The organism is Campylobacter concisus, from assembly GCF_050447485.1.
Classification (GTDB): domain Bacteria; phylum Campylobacterota; class Campylobacteria; order Campylobacterales; family Campylobacteraceae; genus Campylobacter_A; species Campylobacter_A concisus_BQ.
Genome location: NZ_JALMFY010000001.1, coordinates 1,662,191 through 1,687,087, shown reverse-complemented (window position 1 = coordinate 1,687,087; position 24,897 = coordinate 1,662,191). Strand labels below are relative to the sequence as shown.

25 protein-coding genes are annotated in these 24,897 nt (G+C 40.0%); 9 read left to right on the top strand and 16 right to left on the bottom strand.

From position 1 onward, the window contains the following. Positions 1–30: 30 nt before the first annotated feature. From MTT29_RS08510 to dnaG, 8 genes are all read right to left on the bottom strand, one after another. Positions 31–1,611 carry a retention module-containing protein gene (locus MTT29_RS08510; protein ID WP_429800338.1) on the bottom strand — a complete coding sequence of 527 codons (1,581 nt, stop codon included), beginning with the start codon at positions 1,609–1,611 and terminating at the stop codon, positions 31–33. A gap of 190 nt (positions 1,612–1,801) precedes the next feature. Further along, positions 1,802–2,791, bottom strand: a complete 990-nt coding sequence (locus MTT29_RS08505) for an argininosuccinate synthase domain-containing protein (protein WP_429800337.1) — start codon at positions 2,789–2,791, stop codon at positions 1,802–1,804. Between the two features lie 59 nt (positions 2,792–2,850). After that, entirely contained in the window at positions 2,851–4,074 is a 1,224-nt protein-coding gene (gene pepT / locus MTT29_RS08500; protein WP_429800336.1) for a peptidase T, read from the bottom strand. 11 nt (positions 4,075–4,085) lie between these two features. After that, positions 4,086–5,396, bottom strand: a complete 1,311-nt coding sequence (gene dcuC / locus MTT29_RS08495; protein ID WP_429800335.1) for a C4-dicarboxylate transporter DcuC — start codon at positions 5,394–5,396, stop codon at positions 4,086–4,088. Between the two features lie 14 nt (positions 5,397–5,410). Beyond that, positions 5,411–6,109: a dipeptidase PepE gene (gene pepE, locus MTT29_RS08490; RefSeq protein ID WP_087581787.1), complete on the bottom strand. Its 699-nt coding sequence runs from the start codon at positions 6,107–6,109 to the stop codon at positions 5,411–5,413. Beyond that, positions 6,106–7,425, bottom strand: a complete 1,320-nt coding sequence (locus MTT29_RS08485; protein WP_429800334.1) for an amidohydrolase — start codon at positions 7,423–7,425, stop codon at positions 6,106–6,108. The genes pepE and MTT29_RS08485 overlap by 4 nt, the downstream gene beginning before the upstream one ends. Positions 7,426–7,427: 2 nt before the next feature. Beyond that, positions 7,428–8,666 carry a M20 family metallo-hydrolase gene (locus tag MTT29_RS08480; RefSeq protein ID WP_429800333.1) on the bottom strand — a complete coding sequence of 413 codons (1,239 nt, stop codon included), beginning with the start codon at positions 8,664–8,666 and terminating at the stop codon, positions 7,428–7,430. A 98-nt stretch (positions 8,667–8,764) separates the two neighbouring features. Continuing rightward, a complete protein-coding gene (dnaG, locus tag MTT29_RS08475) occupies positions 8,765–10,477 on the bottom strand; it encodes a DNA primase (protein ID WP_429800470.1) in 1,713 nt (570 codons plus the stop codon). A gap of 61 nt (positions 10,478–10,538) precedes the next feature. Between dnaG and MTT29_RS08470 the strand changes: the two genes are divergently transcribed. The 9 genes from MTT29_RS08470 (at position 10,539) to MTT29_RS08430 (ending at position 20,212) form a co-directional block, all read left to right on the top strand. Then, positions 10,539–11,564: a tetratricopeptide repeat protein gene (locus MTT29_RS08470; RefSeq protein ID WP_429800332.1), complete on the top strand. Its 1,026-nt coding sequence runs from the start codon at positions 10,539–10,541 to the stop codon at positions 11,562–11,564. Beyond that, positions 11,542–11,976 carry a ribonuclease HI gene (rnhA, locus tag MTT29_RS08465; protein ID WP_107848029.1) on the top strand — a complete coding sequence of 145 codons (435 nt, stop codon included), beginning with the start codon at positions 11,542–11,544 and terminating at the stop codon, positions 11,974–11,976. The genes MTT29_RS08470 and rnhA overlap by 23 nt, the downstream gene beginning before the upstream one ends. Continuing rightward, positions 11,973–12,644, top strand: a complete 672-nt coding sequence (gene rnc / locus MTT29_RS08460; RefSeq protein ID WP_429800331.1) for a ribonuclease III — start codon at positions 11,973–11,975, stop codon at positions 12,642–12,644. The genes rnhA and rnc overlap by 4 nt, the downstream gene beginning before the upstream one ends. Before the next feature lie 8 nt (positions 12,645–12,652). Then, positions 12,653–13,720, top strand: coding sequence for a chorismate synthase (aroC, locus tag MTT29_RS08455; RefSeq protein WP_429800330.1), 1,068 nt, complete (start codon positions 12,653–12,655; stop codon positions 13,718–13,720). 388 nt (positions 13,721–14,108) lie between these two features. Then, positions 14,109–15,377, top strand: a complete 1,269-nt coding sequence (locus tag MTT29_RS08450; protein ID WP_429800329.1) for a DNA repair protein — start codon at positions 14,109–14,111, stop codon at positions 15,375–15,377. Then, positions 15,367–15,699 (top strand): hypothetical protein, encoded by a 333-nt coding sequence (locus MTT29_RS08445; protein ID WP_429800328.1) that lies wholly within the window; start codon positions 15,367–15,369, stop codon positions 15,697–15,699. The genes MTT29_RS08450 and MTT29_RS08445 overlap by 11 nt, the downstream gene beginning before the upstream one ends. A 99-nt stretch (positions 15,700–15,798) precedes the next feature. After that, complete coding sequence (locus MTT29_RS08440) at positions 15,799–16,329, top strand: hypothetical protein (protein ID WP_429800327.1); 531 nt, start codon at positions 15,799–15,801, stop codon at positions 16,327–16,329. Further along, positions 16,308–17,627 carry a CHASE2 domain-containing protein gene (locus tag MTT29_RS08435; protein ID WP_429800326.1) on the top strand — a complete coding sequence of 440 codons (1,320 nt, stop codon included), beginning with the start codon at positions 16,308–16,310 and terminating at the stop codon, positions 17,625–17,627. The genes MTT29_RS08440 and MTT29_RS08435 overlap by 22 nt, the downstream gene beginning before the upstream one ends. After that, entirely contained in the window at positions 17,624–20,212 is a 2,589-nt protein-coding gene (locus tag MTT29_RS08430; protein ID WP_103639143.1) for a CHAT domain-containing protein, read from the top strand. The genes MTT29_RS08435 and MTT29_RS08430 overlap by 4 nt, the downstream gene beginning before the upstream one ends. Positions 20,213–20,299: 87 nt before the next feature. On the opposite strand, the gene pyrF is transcribed toward MTT29_RS08430, so the two are convergent. From pyrF to MTT29_RS08390, 8 genes are read right to left on the bottom strand one after another with little or no spacing between them, the layout of a single operon-like run. Then, positions 20,300–20,980, bottom strand: a complete 681-nt coding sequence (gene pyrF / locus MTT29_RS08425; protein WP_103639144.1) for an orotidine-5'-phosphate decarboxylase — start codon at positions 20,978–20,980, stop codon at positions 20,300–20,302. Further along, positions 20,977–21,372 (bottom strand): transcription antitermination factor NusB, encoded by a 396-nt coding sequence (gene nusB, locus MTT29_RS08420; protein WP_004317696.1) that lies wholly within the window; start codon positions 21,370–21,372, stop codon positions 20,977–20,979. The genes pyrF and nusB overlap by 4 nt, the downstream gene beginning before the upstream one ends. 1 nt (position 21,373) lies before the next feature. Next, a complete protein-coding gene (gene ribH / locus MTT29_RS08415; protein ID WP_021084559.1) occupies positions 21,374–21,844 on the bottom strand; it encodes a 6,7-dimethyl-8-ribityllumazine synthase in 471 nt (156 codons plus the stop codon). 60 nt (positions 21,845–21,904) lie between these two features. Next, positions 21,905–22,228 (bottom strand): DMT family transporter, encoded by a 324-nt coding sequence (locus MTT29_RS08410; protein WP_429800325.1) that lies wholly within the window; start codon positions 22,226–22,228, stop codon positions 21,905–21,907. Then, positions 22,225–22,554 (bottom strand): DMT family transporter, encoded by a 330-nt coding sequence (locus tag MTT29_RS08405; protein WP_103630819.1) that lies wholly within the window; start codon positions 22,552–22,554, stop codon positions 22,225–22,227. Before MTT29_RS08405 ends, MTT29_RS08410 begins: the two co-directional genes overlap by 4 nt. A 4-nt stretch (positions 22,555–22,558) precedes the next feature. Continuing rightward, entirely contained in the window at positions 22,559–23,077 is a 519-nt protein-coding gene (locus tag MTT29_RS08400; RefSeq protein WP_429800324.1) for a hypothetical protein, read from the bottom strand. A 13-nt stretch (positions 23,078–23,090) separates the two neighbouring features. Further along, positions 23,091–23,891, bottom strand: a complete 801-nt coding sequence (kdsA, locus tag MTT29_RS08395; RefSeq protein ID WP_429800323.1) for a 3-deoxy-8-phosphooctulonate synthase — start codon at positions 23,889–23,891, stop codon at positions 23,091–23,093. A gap of 10 nt (positions 23,892–23,901) precedes the next feature. Beyond that, positions 23,902–24,792, bottom strand: a complete 891-nt coding sequence (locus MTT29_RS08390) for a DMT family transporter (protein WP_103575350.1) — start codon at positions 24,790–24,792, stop codon at positions 23,902–23,904. Positions 24,793–24,897: the final 105 nt, after the last annotated feature.

The following is a 24,897-nucleotide window of genomic DNA, read 5'->3' as shown; positions in this document are numbered from 1 at the left end:
AGCGAAGAGAAAAACTCTTCGCATAATTGATTATAGGTGATCTTCAGGTGCAGTTGTTGGCATAAAGAATGTAGTTGGAGTAAGATCAAGTGTCTCACCTGATGGGTTAGTAGCCTTTGCCTCTACTGTGTGGTAATCTTGCATAGAGTCTTTATAATCAACTTTTGCCTCTACGCTCCATCTACCATTCTCGTCAGCTCTTGTTGTTAAAACTTCCTGTATATCAACTTGAGTTCTTTGATTAGTCATAAAGTCAAAGCCATGATGTTTAACAACTAATGTTATCTCAGCATTTGCTTCTGCTGTGCCCTCAAATGTTGGCTTTCTATCACCATCAACAGGTCTATAAACAGGACTATAATCACCTTGCACTTCTGTTAGATCACTAAAATCGTCATCATATATGCGCTCTATTGAGAATGCACCATTTTTTGGTATATAGTTTTTAGGCAAATTTGTAAAACTTGAGTTACCAGCAGGGTCAAACACCTGTGTTCTAAAAGAATACTCACCAGGCGTAAAGTGTTCTGGGAAACCATCTCCCATTGTAGATTTATCTACTGTGAAATTACCATTATCATCAGCTTTTACCTTGCCTTCAAAAACTGTATGCGTTCCACTATCTTCTATTTTGCCTATTTTTACATTTATTTCAGAATTTGGCTCAGTCTTACCGCTCATTGATGGTTCAGGATCACCATCACTCATAGAAACTACATCTTTTCTTATAATATTATGTGGTAAATCTGTCCACTCTACTGTTGGCCTAGTTGCGTCAATAGTAACCTCAGCTCCTTTGCTGCTAAGGCTTCTCTCTCCATCTACAACAGCGACAGTTGTGATAGTATGCTTTCCATCAGGAAGGTCATTTTGCACCACATATTCCCAAGTGCCATCATCATAGGCTCTTGTTTCATCTATTTTATTGCCATTATCATAGATTTCAACTATTGATCCAGCCTCTGCTGTTCCTTTGATAAATGGTCTATTATCATTTGATAGATCACCTATTACATCAGCATTCCATTTACCACCGTAAGTACCATCTACTATCGATGTAATTGTTGGAGTTGGAACATTGCTAGTTGGATATATCTCATTAATAGCAACTGCAAGAGTATCAAGAGTGATAGCCTGTCCACCACCTACGTTTGAAACAGCTGGGGCATTTGCGCTTGCTTGAGATGAAAGGTTAGAAAAATTCGCACTTATATTTGAGTAGTGACCACCCTGTGCAAATCTAGCAGCACCAAGGCTTACTCCGTCACCTCCAGCGTTTCCACCTGCTTGGTTTCCACCAGCTGCAGTCTCTTCTAAAGCGTTAAGGTCTTGACCGCCTAAAATTGCTTTTTGAAGTGAATTTATATCAGCTGTTGTTTGAGAATTTTCACTAACGCTTTGGTCCAAATTTATTGAGTCTTTACCTATTAGGCTTATCTCTTTTCCATCCGCTTTTACTATTACTACTTTTGCGTCAGTTGTTTCAGTGACTATCTTTTCATCTTGATATACTATGTCACCTACTTTTAACTCTCTGCTTTCACCTGTTAGACTTACAGCTTTTACGCTTCCTTGCGTTACATTTTTTACTACACCTATTTCCTTTGACATGTATCTCCCTTTTTAAATTTTTTCTTAAATTTAGCGGTTTTATTAAAAACAAACCATTGTACTTCAGTACAAGTGTGACATATTTATGACTGAAAATTTTGTGAATTTAGATTTTGTGGGAGTTTGAAATAGTTATAAAATTTTAGATATTGCAAAGAAATTTATATCAAATTCCTTTGCAAATTTGGATTTATTTTACAAAAAACTCTTGCGCTAGCTTTTTATCTTCAGGCCTAATAATAAATTTCTCATTAGCGATACTAACTTCAAATTCATCTTCTCTACTAGCTCTTGTATATGCTAGTGCGAGCCTTGCGGCAAGCTCTTTGTCAGCTTGGCTAGCGTTTTTGCTTATGAAGCTAACAGCTCCTACGATGTCATCGCTCTCTTTAAATTTCACCTGCTCAAATTTATCATTTGGATGAGCCAAAAGTGCGTTGTTATCGCTATCATCACGTCCTATTATCATTTTAGCGCCATCTACCAAGCGCAGATGCCTACCAAGCTTTAGCCACACGACATCGATATCTCGCATCTCTTTGTCAAATTTCAAGTAGTCTTTTATCTTTACAGCAAAGCTCTCGATCGTTAGCAAACACCCACCTCCTGGCGTTGCAAAGTCTTCAAAGCCAAATTCCTTTGCCAAAGCAAGTTGCGGCTTTCTATCGCGCCCGCTTATGTCAAGTAGCTTCTCTCTATCGACCCAGCCCTCGCGCTCTGGCTTAGTTGGCGGCAAGAGCTTGGCGCACATCGGACGAAGCACTAGATCATCCTCATCATCAGCTAAGCGCTTAACCTGAAAAAGTGCATCTCTGCGCTGGCTCATCGGCCTTTGACCCACGACTTCGCCTGTGATTATAAAATTTGCATTTTCGCTTTTTAGCATATTTAAAGCGGTTTTAAACATGTATCCGTGGCAGTCGATGCAAGGGTTAAACTGCTTGCCGTAGCCGTATTTTGGGTTAAAAAGCACATCACGAAGATACTCGTTTCTCATATCAACCACCTTCAGGCTAGCCCCAGCCAAGGCTGCACGGCGCCTTAAAACTTCGTGTTTCTCCTCATCCACGCCAAATCCAGTATCCATATAAAGTGCGACCACTTCGATACCCTGATCGCTTATTATTTTCATAGAGAGCATGCTATCAAGCCCTCCGCTAAACAAAGCTAAAGCCTTCATTTTTGTCCTGAAAGTAAAATTTAAAGCCTAAATTTACTAAATCTAGGCTTTTATGAAGTTTATTTAGCAGCGTTAATTACGATTTTTTTGATCACTTCGCTTGCGGCTTTTAGGCTGCTAACTGGCAAGTACTCGTAGATAGAGTGAAAGTTGTTTGCCCCTGTGAATAAATTTAGCGTTGGTACGCCCTTTGCAGAGATCGCAGCACCGTCATATCCGCCACGCATCGGCTTTATGTTTAGCGTGATATTTAGCTCACTAAAGGCATCTTTTGCTAGTTTTATAGGCAGTGAGTTTTCATCTTTTAAGAACTTAAAGACGTTTTCATAGCGTGTTTTTAGCGTGATCTCACAGCACTCACCATAAATTTTGTTAAAAGAATTTGCCATCTCACTTAAAAAATCAAGCCTTTTTTGAAATTTCACCTCGTCAAATTCTCTTATGTCAATCTTGAGCGTCGTTTTCGCGCTGTTTCCGCTAAGCTCTTTTACCCAAAAATAGCCCTCTTTGCCCTCGGTGCACTCTGGCACTTCGCCACCTGGCAAAAGCGAGATAAATTTATGTGCAAGAAGTAGCGAATTTACAAGCTTGCCCTTTGCGTTCATCGGATGAGCCGAAACGCCTTTAAAGACCGCCGTGCAGTCAGCCGCGTTCCAGTTTTCATATATTAGCTCGCCTATCTCGCAGCAGTCTAAGCAGTAGCCAAAGTCAGCTCCCAGTAAATTTACATCAAGCGCCTTTGCACCAAGCAAGCCCTGCTCCTCATCAGGCACGAAGCAGATCACGATCTTGCCGTGCTTTACATCAGGATTTTGCATGAAAAAGTTAGCCATATTTACGATACTAGCGATCGCAGCCTTATCATCAGCGCCAAGCAAGCTAGTGCCGTCAGTCACGACTATCTCGTCGCCAACGTATTTTTTAAGCTCTGGATTGTCGCTAAATTTAAGATAGATGCCCTGCTCTTCGTTTAGGCAGATGTCGCCGCCTGTGTATTTTACTATCTTAGCTTTTGTGTCGTTTTTTTGCTCGCTGCTTGTATCTAAGTGTGCAAAAAAGGCGATACTTGGAGCATTTTCGCAGTTTGCAGGGATCTTTGCTATCAAGATGGCATTATCTTGCAAGATGATATCTTTTATACCAAGCGAGCTAAGCTCATCTTTTAGAAATTTGGCTAGCTCGTACTCGGTTGGATTAGAAGGCATAACGCCTTTTAATCCATTCTCTTTATTTGTCGTGGTATTAAATTTCGTATAGTTTATAAATCTCTCTACGATATCCATTTTTCATCCTTTTAGATGACAAAAAATGCGATAACCACAACCGAGAGAAACATGCCTAAAAATGTTCTTTTTGCAAGCTCGACTGGGCTAACCATAGCGATACCAGCACAAACGATAGCAGCTCCAGCGATCGGAGAAGCTGAACGTCCAAGTGAGCCAGCTATTGCTGCAGCCATACCAAGCTTATCTTGCTCAAAGCCAAGAGCAGCAGCGTTTGTTGTGACGGCTTCGTTAAACGCAAATGTAGCAGCGTCGCCTGAACCTGTAACTATACCCATGATAAATGGCACAAATGTTCCGCCAAATTTAACATAGCTTTGATCAGTTTTTAGCCATGCGATGACCACATCAACAGCTCCGCACGCCTTTAAGCCAGCGACAAAGACGCCAGCTGCGATGATGATACCGATAACATCAGCGTAAGCGTGACCCATACCGTTAAAGAACTCTTTTGTGATCTTTTGTGGGTTTGTAAGCGTAGCAAAGATAGCTATGACAGCACCAAGTATCATAGCTTCAGCAACGCCCATCTTTGTCCATGCCAAAAAGCTGTAGTCTTTTGCAAGGCTTGTTCCACCAATAATCAAGATGACAAGTGGGACAAGTGGCATAATAGCGTAGATCAAATTTACTTTAAACGCTGACTTCTCTTCGCTAGCTGCGCCATTTTCAAGAGTGAAATTTGTACCTTTTTGATAGTCTTTAAATAATATTGCGACGATAGTTAGCATGACAACTACGATAGCAAGAGCTGTAAATGCGCTAGGAATTTGCACTTTTATGATGTCTTGAACTGTATATCCCTCAACTGTCTTTTTAACAAGGTCAGCCACATATATGTTGTGCGCAGAGCCTGGACTTAGGACTGAGCCAAATGTACCTGCAAAAACAGCCGCACCAGCCATCGCAGGGCGAACGCCTGAAGCCATAAGAAGCGGTATAAGCGTCGCACCAACAGCAGCCGAGCAGCCAGCAGCTGAAGGGATAGCGATATTTATAAAGTAAGTTAGCACGGTTGTTACAGGGATCAAGATAAATCCCACGTTTCTAAGTGGCTTTGTAAGAAGCGCAACAAGGTGCTTATCACACATTGTGTATTTCATAACAAAAGCAAAACCCATACTAGCACAAATAGCTTTTATAAGCCCTGCTTTAGTCATATAGTCAGTAAAAGCACTTAGTGCCCCCATCGGTTTTAGTGCGATTATACAAAGCACCAAACCAACACCTATTAGCACCGTTCTTGTCTCTTTTTTTAAGACTAGAAGTGCTACAACTGCAACGATGCCAAGAATGGCAGCAATTAGCTTGAATGTTTCCATACCTCTCTCCTTGTTTAGATTTTAAATTTAGTTCCAACTTCTATTTTTTCTATCTCTTTTTGATACTCAAATTTTAAAATTTCGCTGTGTCCTATGACCTCAGCTTCATTGTCCGTTATAAGCAAAGCCGTCCCCTCAGGCAAAGCACAGATAGTCTCTTTTGGATTTGCTATCAAAAACTCCTCCAGCCTCTCCTCCCTGCTCTCGCCGTTATGACCTGCTAGCTTGCCGCTTATAAAGTGAGGGTTGATCTGATATGGGAAGATATTTAGGCTATCAAAGGACTTTGGCATGATGATAGGCATATCATTTGTCGTCATCATCGTCTTTCCAGCGATATTTGCGCCTGCTGACCAGCCAAAGTATTTTGCACCATTAGCCACAGCCTCTTTTATAGGCTCGATTAAATTTAGCTTATAAAGCGTGTAAAGAAGCATGAAGGTATTACCACCGCCAACTGCGATACTGTTAGCGTTTTTGATCGCTGAAATTTTATCCTCGTAGTGATGGATAGATTTTATATTTTTATTTTTTAGGCGGTCGATCACCTTTTGCTCATATTCGTCATTTGTTCGTCTAACTCCAGCGTAAGGGATAAATAAAATCTCCTCCTTGCCACTCTCACCCAAGAAGTCCTTAACCCAGTTTTTGCAGTGTCTCAAGTAGCCAGTATCTTGGTAGCTTGAAGCGCTGATTAGTAAAGCATTTTTCATTTTTTCACTCCATTTAGTTTGTAAGCAGCCCTTAGATAGATATCAACCCCAGCGACCAAGCACTCCTCGTCAAAGTCAAATTTGCTGTTGTGATGGCCTGCTTTTAAATTTGTACCGATCATCATATATCCGCTCTTTGCGCCCCTATCTTGCAAAGCTCTCATAAAGTGAGCGAAGTCCTCGCAAGCGCCAAAGTCAAGCTCTTTAACGATCTTATCGTCATCTATAAATGGGCTTTGCTTTGCCGCTTCATAGAAAATTTCAGTCACCTCTTTGTCGCTATTTGCTCCGCTTGTGCCACCAGTCATCACGACCTTGCTATCGACATCATAAATTTCACTGACACCTTTTACGATATCCATACATTTTTTATACATAAACTCATTTAAATTTGTATCTTCGCCCCTTGTTTCGCAGGCTAGATAGCCGTTTGGTGCTATGACGTTTCTGCCCTCGCCTGCTCTTAAAACGCCTACATTTATCCTAGTCACACCCTTTGCGTGTCTTGTGATGCCATGCATATTTAGAGCCATTTGAGCAGCGGCTAAAAGGGCGTTTGCTCCCTCTTCTGGTGCTCCTGCAGCGTGGGCTGAGCGACCTGTGATATGCACGTCAAATTTAGAAGTTGCAAGCAGTTTGTTTGTGCCACAAACTATGCCCCCATTTGTTTCTGCTTGAAAGCCGATGTGTCCGCCAAGTAGGTACTCAACCCCATCAAGCACGCCAGCAGCCTCCATAGCCACAGCGCCTCTTGTGCCCTCTTCTGCTGTTTGAAATATAAATTTAAATTTGCCATTAAAATCATCTAAATTTTTAGCGATCAGCTTTGCAAGTGCTAGACCCATCGCCATGTGTCCATCATGCCCACAAGCGTGCGTGATACCAACGATATCTGAGCCAAAGCCCTCTTTACAAGGTCTATGAGCAGCCTCTGCGCTCTCTGTCACATCAACGCTATCAATGTCAAATCTAAATGCGCTAAATTTACCAGGCCTTTTTGTATCGATGAAGGCTGTTAAGCCAGTTAGGCCATCTTTCATGCATTCAAGGTATTTTGCCTCGTCAGGATTTAAAAGGCTTTTTGCCCGCTCGATCGCCTTTTGGCACTGCTCTTTGCTGCCAACTCCAAGCCTTGCATCGCTCTTTACGACCTCTTCGCCAAGCTTCACTTCATATCCTAGCTCGCTAAGCCTTTTTGCCAAAACCGCAGTCGTAAAAAAGGTAAACCAGCCAGTTTCTGGGTGCGAGTGAAAGTATCTGCGATCTTTGATCATATCCTCTTTTAAAGATAGTGCTAATTTTGCTATTTTGTCCATGACTACTCCTCGTTTGAAAGTCTTATTAGTGCGTTTGTCAAAATTTTTGTTGCTGCTACGGCGTCTTTGAAATTTATCGCCTCTTTGGTGTTGTGACTGATGCCATCTACGCAAGGGATAAAGAGCATGCCAACGCTGCTTGCAAGCTTTGTTAAATTCATCGCATCATGCCCAGCCCCACTTGGCAAAGTAAGCGTTTTTACACCAAGCTTTCTGGCTTCATCTTCAAGTAAATTTATGGCGTGCTCGCTTAGTTTTACTGGCTCGTCGCTACTTAGCTCTCTTATCTCGTAGCTAAAATTTAGCTCACGGCTTAGCTCGCCAACAAAATTTCTAAGCTCTAAATTTAGCTCTTCAAGGCTTTTTTTATCGATATCTCGCAGATCAACGCCAAGCCTCGCCTCGCCTGGCACGACGTTTAAAACGCCTGGTTTTGCATGCGCATAGCCAACGGTCGCGACGGCTGTTTTTTTGTTTTTAGCAAATTTATTTGCAGCGATTATGATGTGTGAAGCGACAAGCAGGGCGTCACTACGCATATTCATAGGAGTTGCACCGCTGTGATCAGCTTTGCCATGGATAGTGATCTCAAATCTAATTGGAGCTGCGATCCCGCTTACCACGCCAACGCTTATACCGCTTCGCTCTAAAACTGGGCCTTGCTCGATGTGAAGCTCTAAGTATGCGTGTAGGGAGTTTTCTTTTAAGATGGCTTCATCTAAATTTTGTGGTTTAAACCCAGCCGCACTCATCGCCTCAAAAAGCGAAATTCCATCTTCATCTTTTAGCTCATGAAGCCTTTGCTGGCTTAGTTTGCCGCTTATTATCTTGCTGCCGATAGTCGCTGTCTTAAAGCGACTTGACTCCTCACAACTAAAATTTATGAGCCAAAGTGGGCGCTTTAGCTTGATGCCGGCCTCTTTTATAGAGCTTAGCGCTTCAAGCCCAGCCATAACGCCAAGTGTGCCGTCATAAAAGCCGCCATTTGGCACGCTATCTATGTGAGAGCCCACGCAAACTGGCTTTGCGCCTAGCTCACAACCCTCATCATAGATGGCATAGATGTTGCCAACATTGTCAATTTTAAGTTTAAAGCCATTTTTTTCTATCAAATTTATAAGAAATTCTCTTGCTTCAAGGTCTTCCTTGCTAAAAGCAAGTCTTGTTAGCCCACCACCTTTTAGCGCTCCAAACTCGCTTATAGCGTTAAAATTTCTCTCAAATCTTTTATCGTCTATCATCATAAATCCTTAAAATATAAAGCCAATCTTAAAAAGATTTATTACTTTAAGCATTTTACATTTTGTTTTATGATTTGAAGCTGAAAAAGTGTGAGTTTTTAAATTTTATAAAGCTGAGTCTTGAGATCTTTGATGATAAATAGCAGTTTTTCTAAAATTTCTATCTTTTTTGGGTTGTCAGAGCCTTTTAAAATTTGCTGTTCGTTCTCGTAAAATGCGATTTGCATATTTAAAATTGCCTTTTGCAAAGTAGTTGGGTCAGTGATCTCATGGATCTTTTCGTCCATTAAAATTTCTCTAACCATCTCCTCATCGCTCACGTCGTATCTATAAAGGATGGCGTTTAGATACTCAGGATGCTTTATAAAGTATCTAGCCCCAAGCTTTGAGAGTATCTCATCTCTGTAGTTTGGGTTATTTAGCATGGTTTTAAAAAGAGCAAACTCGAGCGGGTCTTTGTTCATCACAGCTGGCACCTCATCTACCATGACAGAGTTGCTAAATTCATCTTTATCTTTTTTTCTCAACTCTTTTTTAAATTTATATTCATTTTTTGGCTTCTGCTTTAGCCCAAACCTATCTGCCACGCTTTGTGGAGTTAGGTTAAATCTTGCCGCTACCTCTGTTACATACGAGCTTGCTATCTCCTCTCCAAGCTCGTCCATATAGGCTTTTATCTCGCTAAGACAGTTATCTCTTTGCATTGAGCGAGTGATGTCATACTTTTGCATGATCTTTTCTATGTAAAATTTCACCGCATCCTCGCCAGAGCCAAAGAGCTCTTTTAGCTCCTTTATCTTACCTGCAAAGACCATATCAGCAGGATCTGCGCCGTTACTTATGATGACTACTTTTGTATCTATCTTATTTATGCTTAGCAGGTGAGCGGATTTTATGGCTGCATTTATGCCAGCGCCATCGCCGTCAAAGCAAAGCACTACGCTTATCTCACCCCTTTTTAAAAGTGGCAAGTGGCTTGTAGTAAGTGCTGTGCCAAGCACTGCAACAGCATTTGTAAAGCCAGCGTAGTGAAGCATGATGACGTCAAGATAGCCCTCTGTTATGATGATCTGATTTTTCTCAAAGATACTTTGTCTAGCTAGGTGGTAGCCGTAGAGCAGCTTTGACTTATCAAATACCACACTTTGGGGAGAATTTACATATTTTGCAGGGTGATCTGAGATCGTCCTGCCACCAAAACCAACTAGTCTTGTGGTGTGCGAGTAGATGGGAAATGTTATGCGCTCGATGAAACTAGCGTAAATCCCCTTTTCATTTTGCTTTACAATACCAACCTCAAGTGCCTCTTTTGGCTCTATGTTTTCGTTTTGCAAAAGCCTAATGGTACTTTTACTATCCCCAGCCCAGCCAAGCTCAAATTTCTCGATCATCGCGTCATTTATACCGCGCGACTTGATATATCTAATGGCTGCTTCGTTTTTGTAAAATTCGCTCCTGTAAAGAGCATTTGCCTTTTCTAAAATGTGCTTATTTTCTTTTTGCGTTGGCACCTTGTCATTTGTGTATTCAAGGCTAAAGTTTGAAATTTGAGCGATCTTTTCTATCGCCTCTGGGTAGGTTAGCTTTTCATAATCCATCACAAATTTAACCGCATCTCCGCCAGCCTTGCAGGCAAAACAGTGATACATCTGCTTGTTTTGATTTATGCTCATGCTCGGGTTTTTGTCGTCATGAAACGGGCAGACGCACTTGTAGCTTGAGCCCATCTTTTTAACAGGGATATACTGCTCGATAATGCTAACAATATCTATCTGGTTTTTTAATTTTTCAATGGATTTTGGATCTATCATAAGCAAAATTATACAACTGCTTTGTTATAATTAAAGTAAAATTTTATTACAAAGTGTTAGCGTGGATATTTTTTTCATTGGACACAGAGATCCGATATTTAGCCTTATTATTCTATTTAGTATCATCTTGATGATCGCTGCTTTAAGCTATGCTTGGGGCATATTTTCTAGCAAAGATGAGAAAAAACGCATCGAGAAATTTATCAAGAAATTTGACAGCAAAGATGGCATAAGCGACGAGCACAAGCAGATGCTAAAAAGCCCAGAAGTAGATATACCAAGCCTTAGCATGCTAGGTCAGACCTTTGCCAAAAATGGCGACTTTGAAAAATCAATCGGCGTCTATCTCATCGCACTTGAAAAGGTAAAAGATAAAAACGAGAAGGAATTTATCCTAAACGAGCTTGGAGAGGTCTATTTTAAGGCTGGATTTTTAAAAAAAGCTAGCGAAATCTTTGAAAAAGCGCTCGAGCTAAGCCCTAGAAACGTCCTCGCACTGCGCTTTTTAACAATGATAGATGAGAAGCTTAAAAACTATAAAGAAGCGCTTTATGCACTAAATTCTCTTGAAGAGCTTGGGGCAAATGTGAAAGATCAAAAGGCCTATATAAAGGCGATTAGCACGCTTGATGATAGAAATTTAAGCTTTAGCGAAAAGGTGGAAATTCTCTCGCACCTTAGCCAAAATTTTGAGCTTTTAAAACGTATGATCTTAGCACTTTTCATAAGACACAATGAAAATTTAGAAAATTTAAAAGATTTTGCCAAATTTGAAGATGTGCTAGACCTACTTTACAACCTAAAAACGCCTATAAATTTAAGCGATCCAAAATACAAATCCCTCTTTTACGCAAAGGGCGACATAGATGAGCCATGTGAAATTTACGGCTTTGAGCTAAATGTCATAAAAAGGCTAAAGGACGCTAAATTTGACGCGGCTGGGCTAAGCTTTAACTACGTTTGCAAAAACTGTAAAAACTCATTTCCTATGCACTTTTACCGCTGTCCGGTCTGCCACGAGCTTGGAAGTGTGAAAATTTTATCCCACATCACAGAAAAACCAAGTGAAGATAGTAACACTTTTTAGCGACGGCTCATGCCTTGGAAACCCTGGAGCTGGCGGCTGGGCTTACATTTTGAGATATAACGAAGCGCAGAAAAAAGCAAGTGGTGGCGAGGCATATACGACAAATAACCAAATGGAGCTAAAAGCTGCGATAATGGGGCTAAAAGCGCTAAAAGAGCCATGCGAGGTGAGGCTTTTTACCGATAGCTCATACGTGGCAAATAGCATAAATGAGTGGCTTGCAAACTGGCAAAAGAGAAATTTCAAAAATGTAAAAAATGTCGAGCTCTGGCAGGAGTATTTAGAGATTTCAAAGCCCCATAAAGTCGTAGCTAGCTGGGTCAAGGGGCATGCTGGACACCCTGAAAACGAGGAGTGCGACCAGATGGCAAGAGACGAGGCATTAAAAATAAAAGATGAGAATAAGATATGAAAAATTTAGAAGAATTTGAACGTAATCTTGGCTATAAATTTAAAAAATCTGAGCTTTTAGAAGAGGCGCTAACGCATAAAAGCACCAAGCAGGCATTAAATAATGAGAGGCTCGAGTTTTTGGGCGATGCGGTGATGGATCTGCTCGTGGCTGAGTATCTTTTTAAGAAATTTAGCAAGATCGCAGAGGGCGACATGAGCAAACTTCGTGCCGCGCTTGTAAATGAAAAAAGCTTTGCAAATATGTCTAGGCGGCTAAAAATGGGCGAGTTTTTAAGGCTTAGCCAAGCTGAAGAAAACAACGGCGGCAGAGAGAAAGATAGCATTTTAAGCGACGCATTTGAAGCGGTGATGGGGGCTATCTACCTTGAGGCTGGACTTGATAAAGTGCGTGAAATTTCGATCACGCTGCTTGAGCTTTGCTATCCGCAGATCGACTTTGCGCACCTTGAAAAGGACTACAAAACAGCCCTTCAAGAGGTCACTCAAGCAAACCTTGGCGTCATACCAAGCTACGAGCTCATCGGCTCTTTTGGCCCTGATCACAAGAAAGAATTTGAGATAGCCCTGCTGCTAAATGGCAAGGAAATTTCACGTGCCGTTGGAAGCTCGAAAAAACAAGCCCAACAGCTCGCAGCAAAGATAGCGCTAGAAAAAATCAAAAAATAGGATAAATTTTGAATACATTTGGCAAAAAACTAACCTTAACTAGCTTTGGCGAGAGCCATGGGGTGGCGATAGGCGGCGTGATAGACGGCCTGCCAGCTGGGCTAATGATCGATGCAAATTTCATCCAAAGTGAGCTTGACAGACGTCGCCCTGGACAAAGTAGCTTCACAACGGCAAGAGATGAGGCTGATAAGATAGAAATTTTTAGCGGCGTCTTTGATGGCATGAGCACCGGAGCGCCGATAGGTTTTGCCATTTTTAACAACAACCAAAAGTCAAATGACTATGAAAATTTACGTGAAATTTTCCGTCCTGGGCATGCTGATCTAACATATTTTAAAAAATATGGCATCAGAGATCATAGAGGTGGCGGGCGCGCAAGTGCCAGAGAGACTGCGGTAAGAGTTGCTGGTGGGGCATTTGCGCAGCTACTTTTAAATGAGCTTAAGATAGAAGTTTTAAGCGGCGTGCTTGGCATTGGCAAGGTCATCAGCGACAAGGTTGATTTTGCTTTTGCACAAAATTCGCAAATTTACGCACTTGGCAACGAAGAGGCGATGAAAGAGGCGGTTAGCAAGGCTAGAAGCGAGCACGATAGCGTTGGAGCTGTGGTTTTGAGCGTGGCTAAAGGCGTGCCAGCTGGTCTTGGCGAACCACTTTATGATAGGCTAGATAGCGCTCTAGCAGCAGCCTTAATGGGTATAAATGGCGTAAAAGCCGTAGAGATCGGCGCTGGCGTAAATGTAAGCTCTATGCTTGGCTCAGCAAACAACGACGAGATGGACGAGCTTGGCTTTTTAAGCAACAACGCTGGCGGTATACTTGGTGGCATAAGCAGTGGTGCAGAGATCGTGCTAAAGAGCCATTTTAAGCCAACACCTTCGATATTTAAAGAGCAAAAAACGCTAAATTCGGCTGGCGAGGCGGTGGATTTTGAGCTAAGAGGCAGGCATGATCCTTGCATAGGCATACGTGGTAGTGTCGTCGCAACTGCGATGATAAGGCTAGTTATCGCTGATATGCTACTGCTAAATGCAACTGCAAAGCTTGAAAATATAAAGAAAATTTACGGATAAATTTATTTACTAAATTTCAGCCAAGTTTCGAGTTAAAAACAAATCAAATTTATCGCCCAAGCAAGGGCTAAAATTAGAAATTTACAGCGACCAGCTTGATCTCGCCTTTATTTTTCACGACCAGCTAAGACCATGCGTCCGCACTTGCTTGAGCGATGCTAGTTGTAGCTTTGTCGCGAGTTAGGACATTGACACAGCCGTGCTTGCAAAGGCTCTTTTGCGCTCAGCTTGGCATAGTTTCTGATCACGGAGTTATTTTGGTATCTGTGGTGTGTGGTCTTTGTACTCAAATTTAGCCTTTTTCTTATTTTATTTTCTAAAAATTTTAAGCCATTTCAAACAAAATTTTGCAAACTAACTTTTACCAAATTTCATCTATAATCCCCTTATGAAAAACGAAAATTTGCAAGAGAAAATTTACGCCGTTATCGACCTAAAGTCTTTTTACGCCTCGGTTGAGTGCGTGGAGCGTGGGCTTGATCCATTTAAGGCTGATCTAGTCGTGGCTGACGCTAGTCGTGGCAGTGGCGGCATCTGCTTAGCTGTTAGCCCTGCGCTTCGTGCAAAAGGGGTGAAAAACCGCTGCAGGCTCTTTGAGATACCAAGAGATGTCAAATTTATCATCGCACCTCCTAGGATGCAGTTTTACATCGACTACGCCGCAAGGATCTATGAAATTTATCTAAAATATGTCTCCAAAGAGGACATCTACGTCTATTCGATCGATGAGTGCTTCATAGACCTCACTTCTTACTTGAAATTTTACGCTCTTGGCGCAAAAGAGATGGCGAAAATGATGATGGATGAGATCTTAAAAACGACTGGCGTGACGGCGACTTGTGGCATGGGGACAAATTTATACCTCGCAAAGATCGCGCTTGATATACTAGCAAAGCACCAAGATGACGGCATCGCCTATCTTGACGAAGAGCTTTACAAAAAGCAGCTCTGGACGCATCAGCCGCTAAGTGACTTTTGGCGTATCGGTAAGCAAACTAGGCTAAAGCTCGAAAAATGCGGCATCTTTTGCATGAAAGATATCGCAAATGCGCCAAAAAGCCTGCTTGAAAAAATTTTTGGCGTCGATGCCTACATCACGATCGATCACGCTAACGGCATAGAGCCAACGACGATAGCTGAGATAAAGGCCTATAAACCAAGCACGAAGTCCTACTTTAGCTCGGAAATTTTACCAAGAGATTATGAGCGCTGCGAGGCGGTGATCGTGCTAAAAGAGATGGCTGACAGGCTCGCGCTTAGGATGATAAACAAAGATGTGAGGGCGAGTGGGCTAACGATAAATGTGAGATTTGCCGATAAGCTTGAGCCGCAGCAACGTGCAAGTGTGCGGTTCAAAACGCCAACAAATGTCTCAAGCGTGCTAATGAGTGTAGCTGAGGAGCTACTTTTAAACAAGATAAAAAATGTCGGGCTAATCAGGCAAATAGGCATATCGGCAAACGACGTCGTGAAAGAAAATTTGGCAGAATTTAGCTTATTTGAAGATGACGCCAAAGAAAAAGCAGTGCTAAAGTCGCTAAATTTGATAAAAGAGAAATTTGGTAAAAACTCGATTCTGCGCGCGATCGACCTGCTGCCAGAAGCGACTGGGCAAGATAGAAACAAAAAGATCGGAGGGCACAAAAGTGGCGAGTAAAGATAGGGCGAAAATTTTTAGCTCGTTTAATCCTCTCTCAACATTAGAGCGAGCCTTGCGACAAAAAGAGCGAGAAAAATGCGAAAAGCTAGAGCTTGATGAGAGCAAGATCGATGAAATTTTAAAAAAGATAAGCGAGATAAAGATCGCTGACGAAGTATGTGTGAGCTACCACGACGGCTTTACTTACGTAAGATCTGGCGGACTAGTCTCAGATGTAAATTTCAAAGATAAAATCCTCATGATCGTAAAAACTAAGATCAAATTTGAAGATATAAATGAGGTGGAGATAGTAAGGAAACGTAGTGAACTGCAAATTTAATTTATAATATTCAAATTTTATTTCTAATATGTTTATTTAACTAAAAAATTATTTAAATTTGCTATAATTCTTAAACATAAATCAAACAAAGGAATGTCTATGAAAAAAGCTTTTATTTTATCTTTGGTGGCTTCATTATGTTTAGCGAATGTTTATATAAAAACACAAGGCGATGTTATATACACCATAGATGGACAAACAAGCGCTAAAACGGAAGTTAAAGATGGCTCTACTATAAAATTTGAAAGTGGAAACGGAAAACTTTTTCTTACCGACACAGTTTCAAATCAAGATATAGAGCTATCAAAGCCTGGGCAAAGCCATACGGCTGAAGTAGCTCAAACTATCTTTGGCGAGATCAAGGCATTTTTTACAGCAAAGGTTGAAGTCGAGCAAAAAGGCGCATTTACAAGAGGTGGTGATTGTCTGGCATTTAAAATTTCAACCGACACATTACCTATTAACCAAAATGCCCATACACTAAAATATTATCAGGACGACAAGCTAGTCTATACTTGTAAGGCAGACGAATGCTTTACACAGAAAAAAATAAAATCTAAATCTGGTGATATTATTCGCATTTTAGACAAGGATGGTTACGACTTATATTGTCTAAGAATTCAAAAATAATTCGCATGAAAGCTTTGCGTAAATTTTATTTAGAATTAGTAAAACTTGTTGTAGCCATATCAAAAAATAAGTCAGACCTTGTTCAAAAATATGGCAAATTTAAATTTTCACTAATACTCGGTCTAGTTTCAGCTTTTTGTTTCTTTATTTTTAATACTTTTCTATCAAATAACGAATTTGTTAGAAAAAATTTTATCGATACGGCAGACTATGACATTGCCATAAAAACTCATTCATTCATAAAAAGTAGTGACAAATCTCTAAAAATCATAGTTGTCCTTATAGATGAAACATATCTTAAAAAGAAAAATTTATCCAAAGCGGACGAGCCTCTTGCAGCAAATTTTACCCCAAGAGACCTTCTCGCCTCAATTCTTGATGAGCTAGGTGCTAGAACGAAAGATCAAGAGCCAAAGGCTGTTTTACTGGACTATTATTTGGCATATCCAAGTGATATAAAAGGCAAAGTAACCGATGATGATAGACTACTTATAAATGCTTTGAATAAATACTCACAAAGATATAAAATTTATCTTCCTACTCAAAAAAATAAACTATTTCTTGAGCCATATTTAGATAAAAATATCACTTTAATTTCTACAACCATGCATATAAATTCTGATAATATTACAAGAGGATATGCCAAATTTACATGCAAAGACAATAAAAGTATACCTAACATAGCTGTGGCTTTAAGCAGTGGATATGAAAGCTTTTATTGTGACGATAACAAAAGCTATGATTTTTCACAGCTGCTCTCTACAAGAGTACTTTATAAAAGGATCACTAAACTAAAAAACGGATCATTAAAATCAAACTATGAAAACATCTCTATATATTCTGCTGACAAGCTTGCAACCATAAGTGGCTTTAAAGATGCTATCGTGCTTATAGGCTCAGACTACAAAGGTTCTGGTGATATATATCAAACAGCTATTGACGATACTAGAAGTGGGGTATTAGTATTGGGCGATGCTATAACTACGGCATATAAGATAACAGAGCTAAAACAGCTAGAACCTATCTATTCATTTATTCTCTACTTTTTTATGCTTAGTTCAATTGCATTTTTAACACTAAAACTTAGCCCTATAAAATCACAAGGAGTTAGACTAACTCTAGTAACCACTGTAAATTTTGTGATCTTTTTTACTATATCTTTTTTTGGATTATTTTGGGGCTATTATATACCCTGGGCTCTGCCTTTGCTTTCTTTTAAAGGGCTAGAGATCATTTTTGCTATTTCATCATATAAATTTAGACATCAAAAACATCATAAAGCAAGGAGAACTAAATGAAGTTAAATAAAAAAATATCAAGCATAGCCATATCAGCTGCAGTAGCTGGCATTTTAACAGGTTGTGCTGAGCTAAGCATGGTAAAAGATGTAGCCATAGTTACCTTTTCTGGAAAGCTAGATCAGTTTAATGATGATTATAAGCGATTAGTAAAAAATGTAGCTAACAGGGACTATGATAGTTTACTAAGAAATGCACCTATATTTCTTAAAAGATATGATAAACAACTAGGCAAGGCATCTTTTTCAAGACTTCAAATGTATGATTATATTGCTTTTGCTAGTCAAGAGCTAGGAGAATATCAAGAAGCACTAAATTACTACGATAAGATAATAAAAGCTGAAGATAATCCTAGTGGCCACTTCACACTTCAAGCTCAATGCAGCAAAGGAGTAGTCTATGGAGCACTGGGCGAATTTACAAAGGGAGAAAAACTTTGCGAAGATGCTTTAAATGTAGCTGAAAATAAATATAATGGTAGCAGCAGCACTGATTTTGATTTAATAAGCACTATAATGTCAAATACAGGAGTTGTTTATATATATGCAAAGGATTTCAAAAAATCTCTTGAATATTCACTAAAAGCAACAAATATACTAGAAAAAGATTTCAATAACGAAAGAAAAACAAGCACGGCTATGCAACTAGCTTCGATTTATGTAAATGTTGCTGTTGCTTATACTGAACTGAAAGAGTACAACAATGCTCTTAGCTACCTGCAAAGGTCGCTCGATCTAACTAATAAATACGCACCAAAAAGTAACTTGATAATGTACATATATGCTAATCTAGCCTATAGCTACAAAGGCATGAAAGACTATAATTCAGCACTAAGTTACTATGATAAGGCAATTAATATGATGAATAGAACTTATGGTGTCAACAACCATATCTTTTTTGCCAATAATAAAAAAGATATCAGTAGCATATACGCCGATAAGCAAGACTACCAAAAAGCTTATACTTACGCAAAAGAGTCTATGACGATCTTTGATACTATGAAAAATCAAAATTTTAAATCACTAGATAATGATCAAAAGAAGGCATTTTTGGATGCAAATAAAGAATTTATGCCTAATTTCTTAGATATTGGCTCAAAAGCAATGCAACAAAGACCAGACATAATAAAAGATATGTATAAAATTTTCATAAACTCAAAAGATTCTTTATTAGATGCTGAAAACTCTATATATATGCTAAGACAAACCACTACAAATTCTTTAGTAGCTTCAAAAATAGATGAACTAAATGCTCTAAAAAAAGAATACGCTGGCCTTTCAAGACAAAGCTTTGAGAGCGAAGATGAAAAAGAGGCAGAAAAGCTAGAAAAAGAACGTAAAGAAAAGCTAGATCAAACACAAAAAAATATAAAGAATTTAGAATCAGAGCTATCTGCTGTATCATCAAATTTCAAAGAGATACTTGACATGAAAAATATAAGTATCCAAGACGTAACTAAATTTTTAAATCAAGATGAGCTGCTTATAGATATAGGATATTACGATGAAAAATACTATATATTTAGTGTAGATAAAAATCAAAGAGTAGATCTTGTAGTTCTTAACAAATCTCAAAGTAGCGAGATAAATCAAGATATTAAAAAATTTAGAGATGACATAGAACATATAATATCAAGTGGAGAGCAAAGTACTAAAGCTACACAACTTTCAAAAGAGCTCTCTTCAAATATATACAAAACACTATTTGGCAATATGCCTGCAAGGATAAATAGTTATAAGAATTTAATAATAGCTGCCGATGGCGCCTTACGACTCTTTCCATTTGAAGCACTGCGTGATAATGATGGTTACTTAATAGAAAATAAAAATATAAGATACATAGCTTCTGCTAAAGAATTTGTAAGAGCTCATAAATATAATCAAAGTAGTGCAAAAGAACCTGTAACCATGTTTAGTGATCCAGACTATGATAATGCAGTAGGTACAAGTAATAAAACTTCAAGTAGCTCAGATGAGATCGTACTTACAAGGTCTTTAAGCAAGATGAATTTCTTCACTAGATTAAAAGGTTTTAAAGAAGAAGAAAACGCTATAAAAGCAGTATTTGGCACTAACATAAAAATTTATGATAGAGAAAATGCTAGCGAAAAAAATATGTTTAGCATATCTTCTCCAAAGGTTTTACATATAACTACTCATGGCTTCTTTATCAATGACGAGAAAATCATAGATCCTATGCTAAAGTCAGGCATAGCACTAAGTGGTGCGAATACAAAAGATAAGAGTGGTATAGTAATGGCGCTAAGAATGTCTGGTTTAAAATTGTCAGGCACGGATATGGTAGTACTTTCAGCTTGCGAAACTGGCGTAGTAGACTCAAAAGATACAAGTGCGGTCGCTGCTTTACCAAAAACATTTATCCAAGCTGGCGCAAAAAATGTAATGATGAGCTTATGGAAAGTTGATGATAAGCAAACTGTAAATCTTATGAGTACCTTTTATGAAGGGCTTAAAGACAAAAACCAACCAAACTATAATGTTCTACTCAAAAACTCAAAAATAGATATGATAAAACAAAATTTACACCCATATTACTGGGCTGGATTTATTATCAATGGAGAATAAATTTATAAATTTTTAGGGTGTATAAAAATGCACCCTTTTAAAAAATCATAAAAGGGTCAGAGTTAAAAAATTTGTACGCTTTAAATTTTAAATTTGCTCCAAAATTCTCTCGCAAATTTCTCTTGGATTTGCATTTTCGTAGATCGGTCTGCCAACGACGATAAAGTCGCTACCCTCTTGCTTTGCGCTAACCAAATTTGCAATCCTCTTTTGATCGCCCGCGCTCTCGCCAAAAGGCCTAACACCAGGGCAAAGCGTGATGAAATTTTGATTTGTCACGTCTTTTATGAGCTTGCTTTCAAAGACCGAGCAGACCATGCCATCAAGCCCTGCTTCAAAGCTCATCTGACTAAATTTCCTAACCGAGCGAGAAATATTATCGTTATAAACCGCTTCAAATTCACTCTCGCTAAAGCTAGTAAGTGCTGATACAGCAAGCACTAAAGGGCGATTTTGCAGCGAGCTAAGACGCTCCATGACGGTCTTCATAGCTCTCTCGCCAGCGCTTGCGTGCACGTTTATCATATCCACGCCTATCTTTGAGACGACTTCAGCGGCGTCCGCCATCGTGTTTGGGATGTCATAGAGCTTTAGATCAAGGAAAATTTTAAACTCCCCTGCCCCTTTTAGCTCCTCTATAAATTTAGCTCCGTCTCTAAGATAGCTTCTAAGCCCCACTTTCAGCCAAAGATCAAGCCCTTTTAGCTCACGCACGAGGGCTAAATTTTCATCCTTGCTCGCCATATCAAGAGCGACGCAGAGCCTCATAGATCGCCCTTTATCTTATCTAGCACGCCGTTTATAAATTTTGGCGCCTGGTCGCTTCCAAGCTCCTTTGCAAGCTCGATCGCCTCATTTATGATGACGGCTTTATCAGTTTGGCTAAATTTCATCTCATAAAGCCCAAGTCTAAGAATGGCAAGCTCAGTTGCGCCAACCTTGCTAAAGTCGCCATCTTTTAGGTGTGGCTTTAAAATTTCATCTAGTTTTTCTTTGTTTGCTAGCACCTCTTTAAAGGTCTGTTGCGCCTCGTTTTTGCGCTCATTTCTTATCTTTTTCTCTTCTAAAAATTCCTCTTCAAACTCCGCAGTTACGGGGTTTATCTCGTTTGAGTAAAGTAGCGAAACTATGGCTTGTCTCACTTGATGACGCGTTGCCATTTTACTCTCCTAGCTTTTTGTATAAATTTAGCATCTCTATAACGCCTGTCATCGCTTCAAAGCCCTTGTTTCCAGCCTTGCTGCCAGCTCGCTCGATCGCTTGCTCGATGTTATCTACTGTTAGCACGCCAAATGTGACTGGTTTTGCGTATTTTAGCGTTACGTTTGCGATGCCTTTGGTGGTCTCAGCGCTTACGTAGTCAAAGTGTGGGGTCGCGCCTCTTATCACCGCTCCCACACAGCAAACCGCGTCAAATTTACCGCTTGCAAGCACCTTTTCAAGTGCCATAGGTATCTCAAATGCGCCAGGGACTAGCACTAAAGTTAAATTTTTCTCGTCGCCGCCGTGACGTAAAAATGCATCTTTTGCGCCCTCTACCAAGCGGTCTGTGATGATGTGGTTAAACCTTGCGTTGATGATCGCTATCTTTTCGTTGCCTTTTAGGGCTAAATTTCCCTCGATTATTTTCATCTTTTCTCCTTTATTTTTTATGCAAGTTTAGCAAAAGCTTGTTTAAAAATAGACCCTTAGTCAAACTATCTTTAGCATGATGACGCTAAAGATGATGAGCGCTAAAAACAAGGCTTTTTTAAAATTTATCTTCTCACCTTCAAAAACTACGCCCATCACTACTGCTCCGATCGCTCCGATGCCTGTCCAGATCGCATACGCCACCGACATAGCGATAGTTTGCATCGCATAGCTAAGTAGCGTTAGAGAAAGGGCGAAATTTCCAAGCAAAAGGATGAAATTTGCCCACTTTTTTACGCCTGCGCTTTTTGAAAATTTCGTGATAAAAAAGACGCCAGAGACCTCACAACATCCAGCTAGTAAAAGCGCTAAAAAATGGATCATTCTTTTATGCCTTTTAGCCCAAGCACGCCTAAAATGAGCGTCGCTATGAAAAATAGCCTAATGAAATTTGGCATGATCCCGCTTGCCACGTAGTCGCTAACGATCTCAGCTATGACGATAAAAACTGTCCCAAAGCCCACAAATACAGCATAAGAGATACTTACAGGCAGATACTTTAAAGCCTTCATAAACGAGACAAAACTTATGCTTACAAGCAGCGTCGTAAGCAAAAATTCACTTAAATTTGACGCGTGTTTTAGCCCATACGCCCAGCCACACTCAGCCACCGCGCCAAGCAATATCCACAAAAATCCTCTATTTGACATAAATTTACTTCATGCCTTTTATGGTATCAACGATCTCTTTTACATTTGCGCTAATCGCCTTATTTTCAAAGCTATCATCGTTATTTTGTCCAACTAGCCCCTTTAAATTTCCAAAGACCCCAGGGTTAAATCTTAGCTCGCTAGAGCTATAATGTCTCAAAATTTCGCCATTTCTAACGACTTCTACCTCGTAAGTAAGGTAGATATTGCCCATCCTATCGCTCTTAGCAAAGGTCGCTTCGCCTATAAATTCCCTGCGGTGAGTTATCTTGATCTTTAGCTCGTCGCTAGAATTTGGATCTAGCAAATTTTCTTTTGTAAGCGCCCCAAAAATTTGCTTATTATATTTTTTCTCGATCATTTTTGGGCTTTGGTATAAAAATTTTGTCGGCTCGTGGCGCTGCACATGAGTGTAGCTAATGCCCTCAAATTTATACTTACCAGCAAGTGGCACCTTTGGCTGAGCTGAGCCACAACCTACTAAAAACAACACTCCTAAAAGTAGCGCTAAAATCCTTTTCATCTCTCTCCTTAGTTTAAAAATTTAAAATTTCCTCTATCTTTAGCGTGTCATTTACGACTTTTTCAAGCTCGTCTAAATTTAGCATATTTGGCCCGTCACATAGCGCCTCGCAAGGATTTATATGCGTCTCGTAGAAAAATCCATCCACCCCAACGCTAGCTGCTGCCCTTGCAAGATACGGCACAAACCTAGCATCTCCGCCGCTTTTTTCGCCAAGTGCGCTTGGCATCTGCACGCTGTGGGTAGCGTCAAAGATGACTGGCGCAAATTCTCTCATCATCACCAAATTTCTCATATCAACGACTAAATTTCCATATCCAAAGGTGCTTCCACGCTCCGTTAGCCAGACGCCATTTGCCTTTGCGACATCGTATCCGTCGCCACTCACACCCCTTGTCTCAAGCACCTTTTTAACAGAGTGTTTCATAGCAGACGCCGCTAAAAACTGCCCTTTTTTGATATTTATGACTGCTTTTGTCTTTGCAGCTGCCACGAGCAGGTCAGTTTGGCGGCACAAAAATGCAGGGATCTGCAGCACATCAGCCACTTCACCAACTGGCGTCGCTTGATAGCTCTCGTGGATATCGGTTAAAATTTTAAAGCCAAATTCTTTTTTCACCTCAGTTAAAATTTCACAACCTTTTTCTAACCCAGGACCGCGAAATGAACTAATGCTCGTGCGATTTGCCTTGTCAAAACTCGACTTAAAGTAAAAATCAAGCTTTGGATTTTCATTAAATTTAACTAGCCTTTTTGCCACTTCAAAAACAAGCTCCTTGCTCTCTATCACGCAAGGTCCAGCGATTAAGATCATATTTTCTCCTTTATTTTTCTTTAACAACTAAAATTCCACTCACCACAACTAGCAAGATGCCTAAAAGTGCCAAGTGATTTGGCAACGCATCGCCCATAAAATAGCCAATTATAAGCGTAAAAATGACGTCAGCGTAGCTAACCGCGGCGATCACACCAGCCTTTTTGCCAACTGCAAATGCCTTTGTCATAAACGCCTGAAAATAGTAGCCGCTAAGCCCCATGAGCAAGATAAACACGACGTTGTGCCAGCTTGGCATAGCAAATTTAGAAAATAAAAAATCCAGAGGCTCATAAGTAAAAAACTCAGCCATCCCCATGCAAATAAGCGGCAAAAACGAGCCCCAAAGCATAAAGCTTAGCACGATGACATTTGTACCGTAGCTCTTGTTTAGCTCCTTGACGCTTGTGTAGGCAATAGCCGCTCCAAGGCCGCTCCAAATGCCGATGATATCGGTTTTATTGATACCTAAATTTGGCTGGATAACAAGCAAAATTCCGCCAAATCCTAAAAATACAGCAAACCAGCCAAGCGAGCTTAGCCGCTCCTTAAACACGATAGCTGCGAGAATGGCTGTGAAGATTGGATTTGTCTTTTGAAAGGTAAAGGCTGTGGCTAAATTTACATGCGCGACATTATAAAAAAAGGCAAAAAGCGCCACCGTGCCCACAAAACCGCGAAACATCAGCAAGAAAAAGTGCCCACCAGTTTGTTTAAATGGAAATTTATAGATGGCGTAGATGACGATGAAAAGTCCGATCAAATTTCTAAAAAATACAACCTCTATAGAAGGCATATCTTTGCTCAGATACTTTGCAAATGCGCCAGTCACGGCAAACATAAAGCAAGCAAAGAGCATATAAAAAATGCCAAGATGTGAAATATAAAACCTTTTTAACATCGCAAAACCTCTAAATTTAAAGCACTCATTTTAATAAAAAATGGCTTAAATTTTGGTTGATTTTTTCTTTTATTTCGGCGCTTTTAAGCGTAATTTTATACTTTA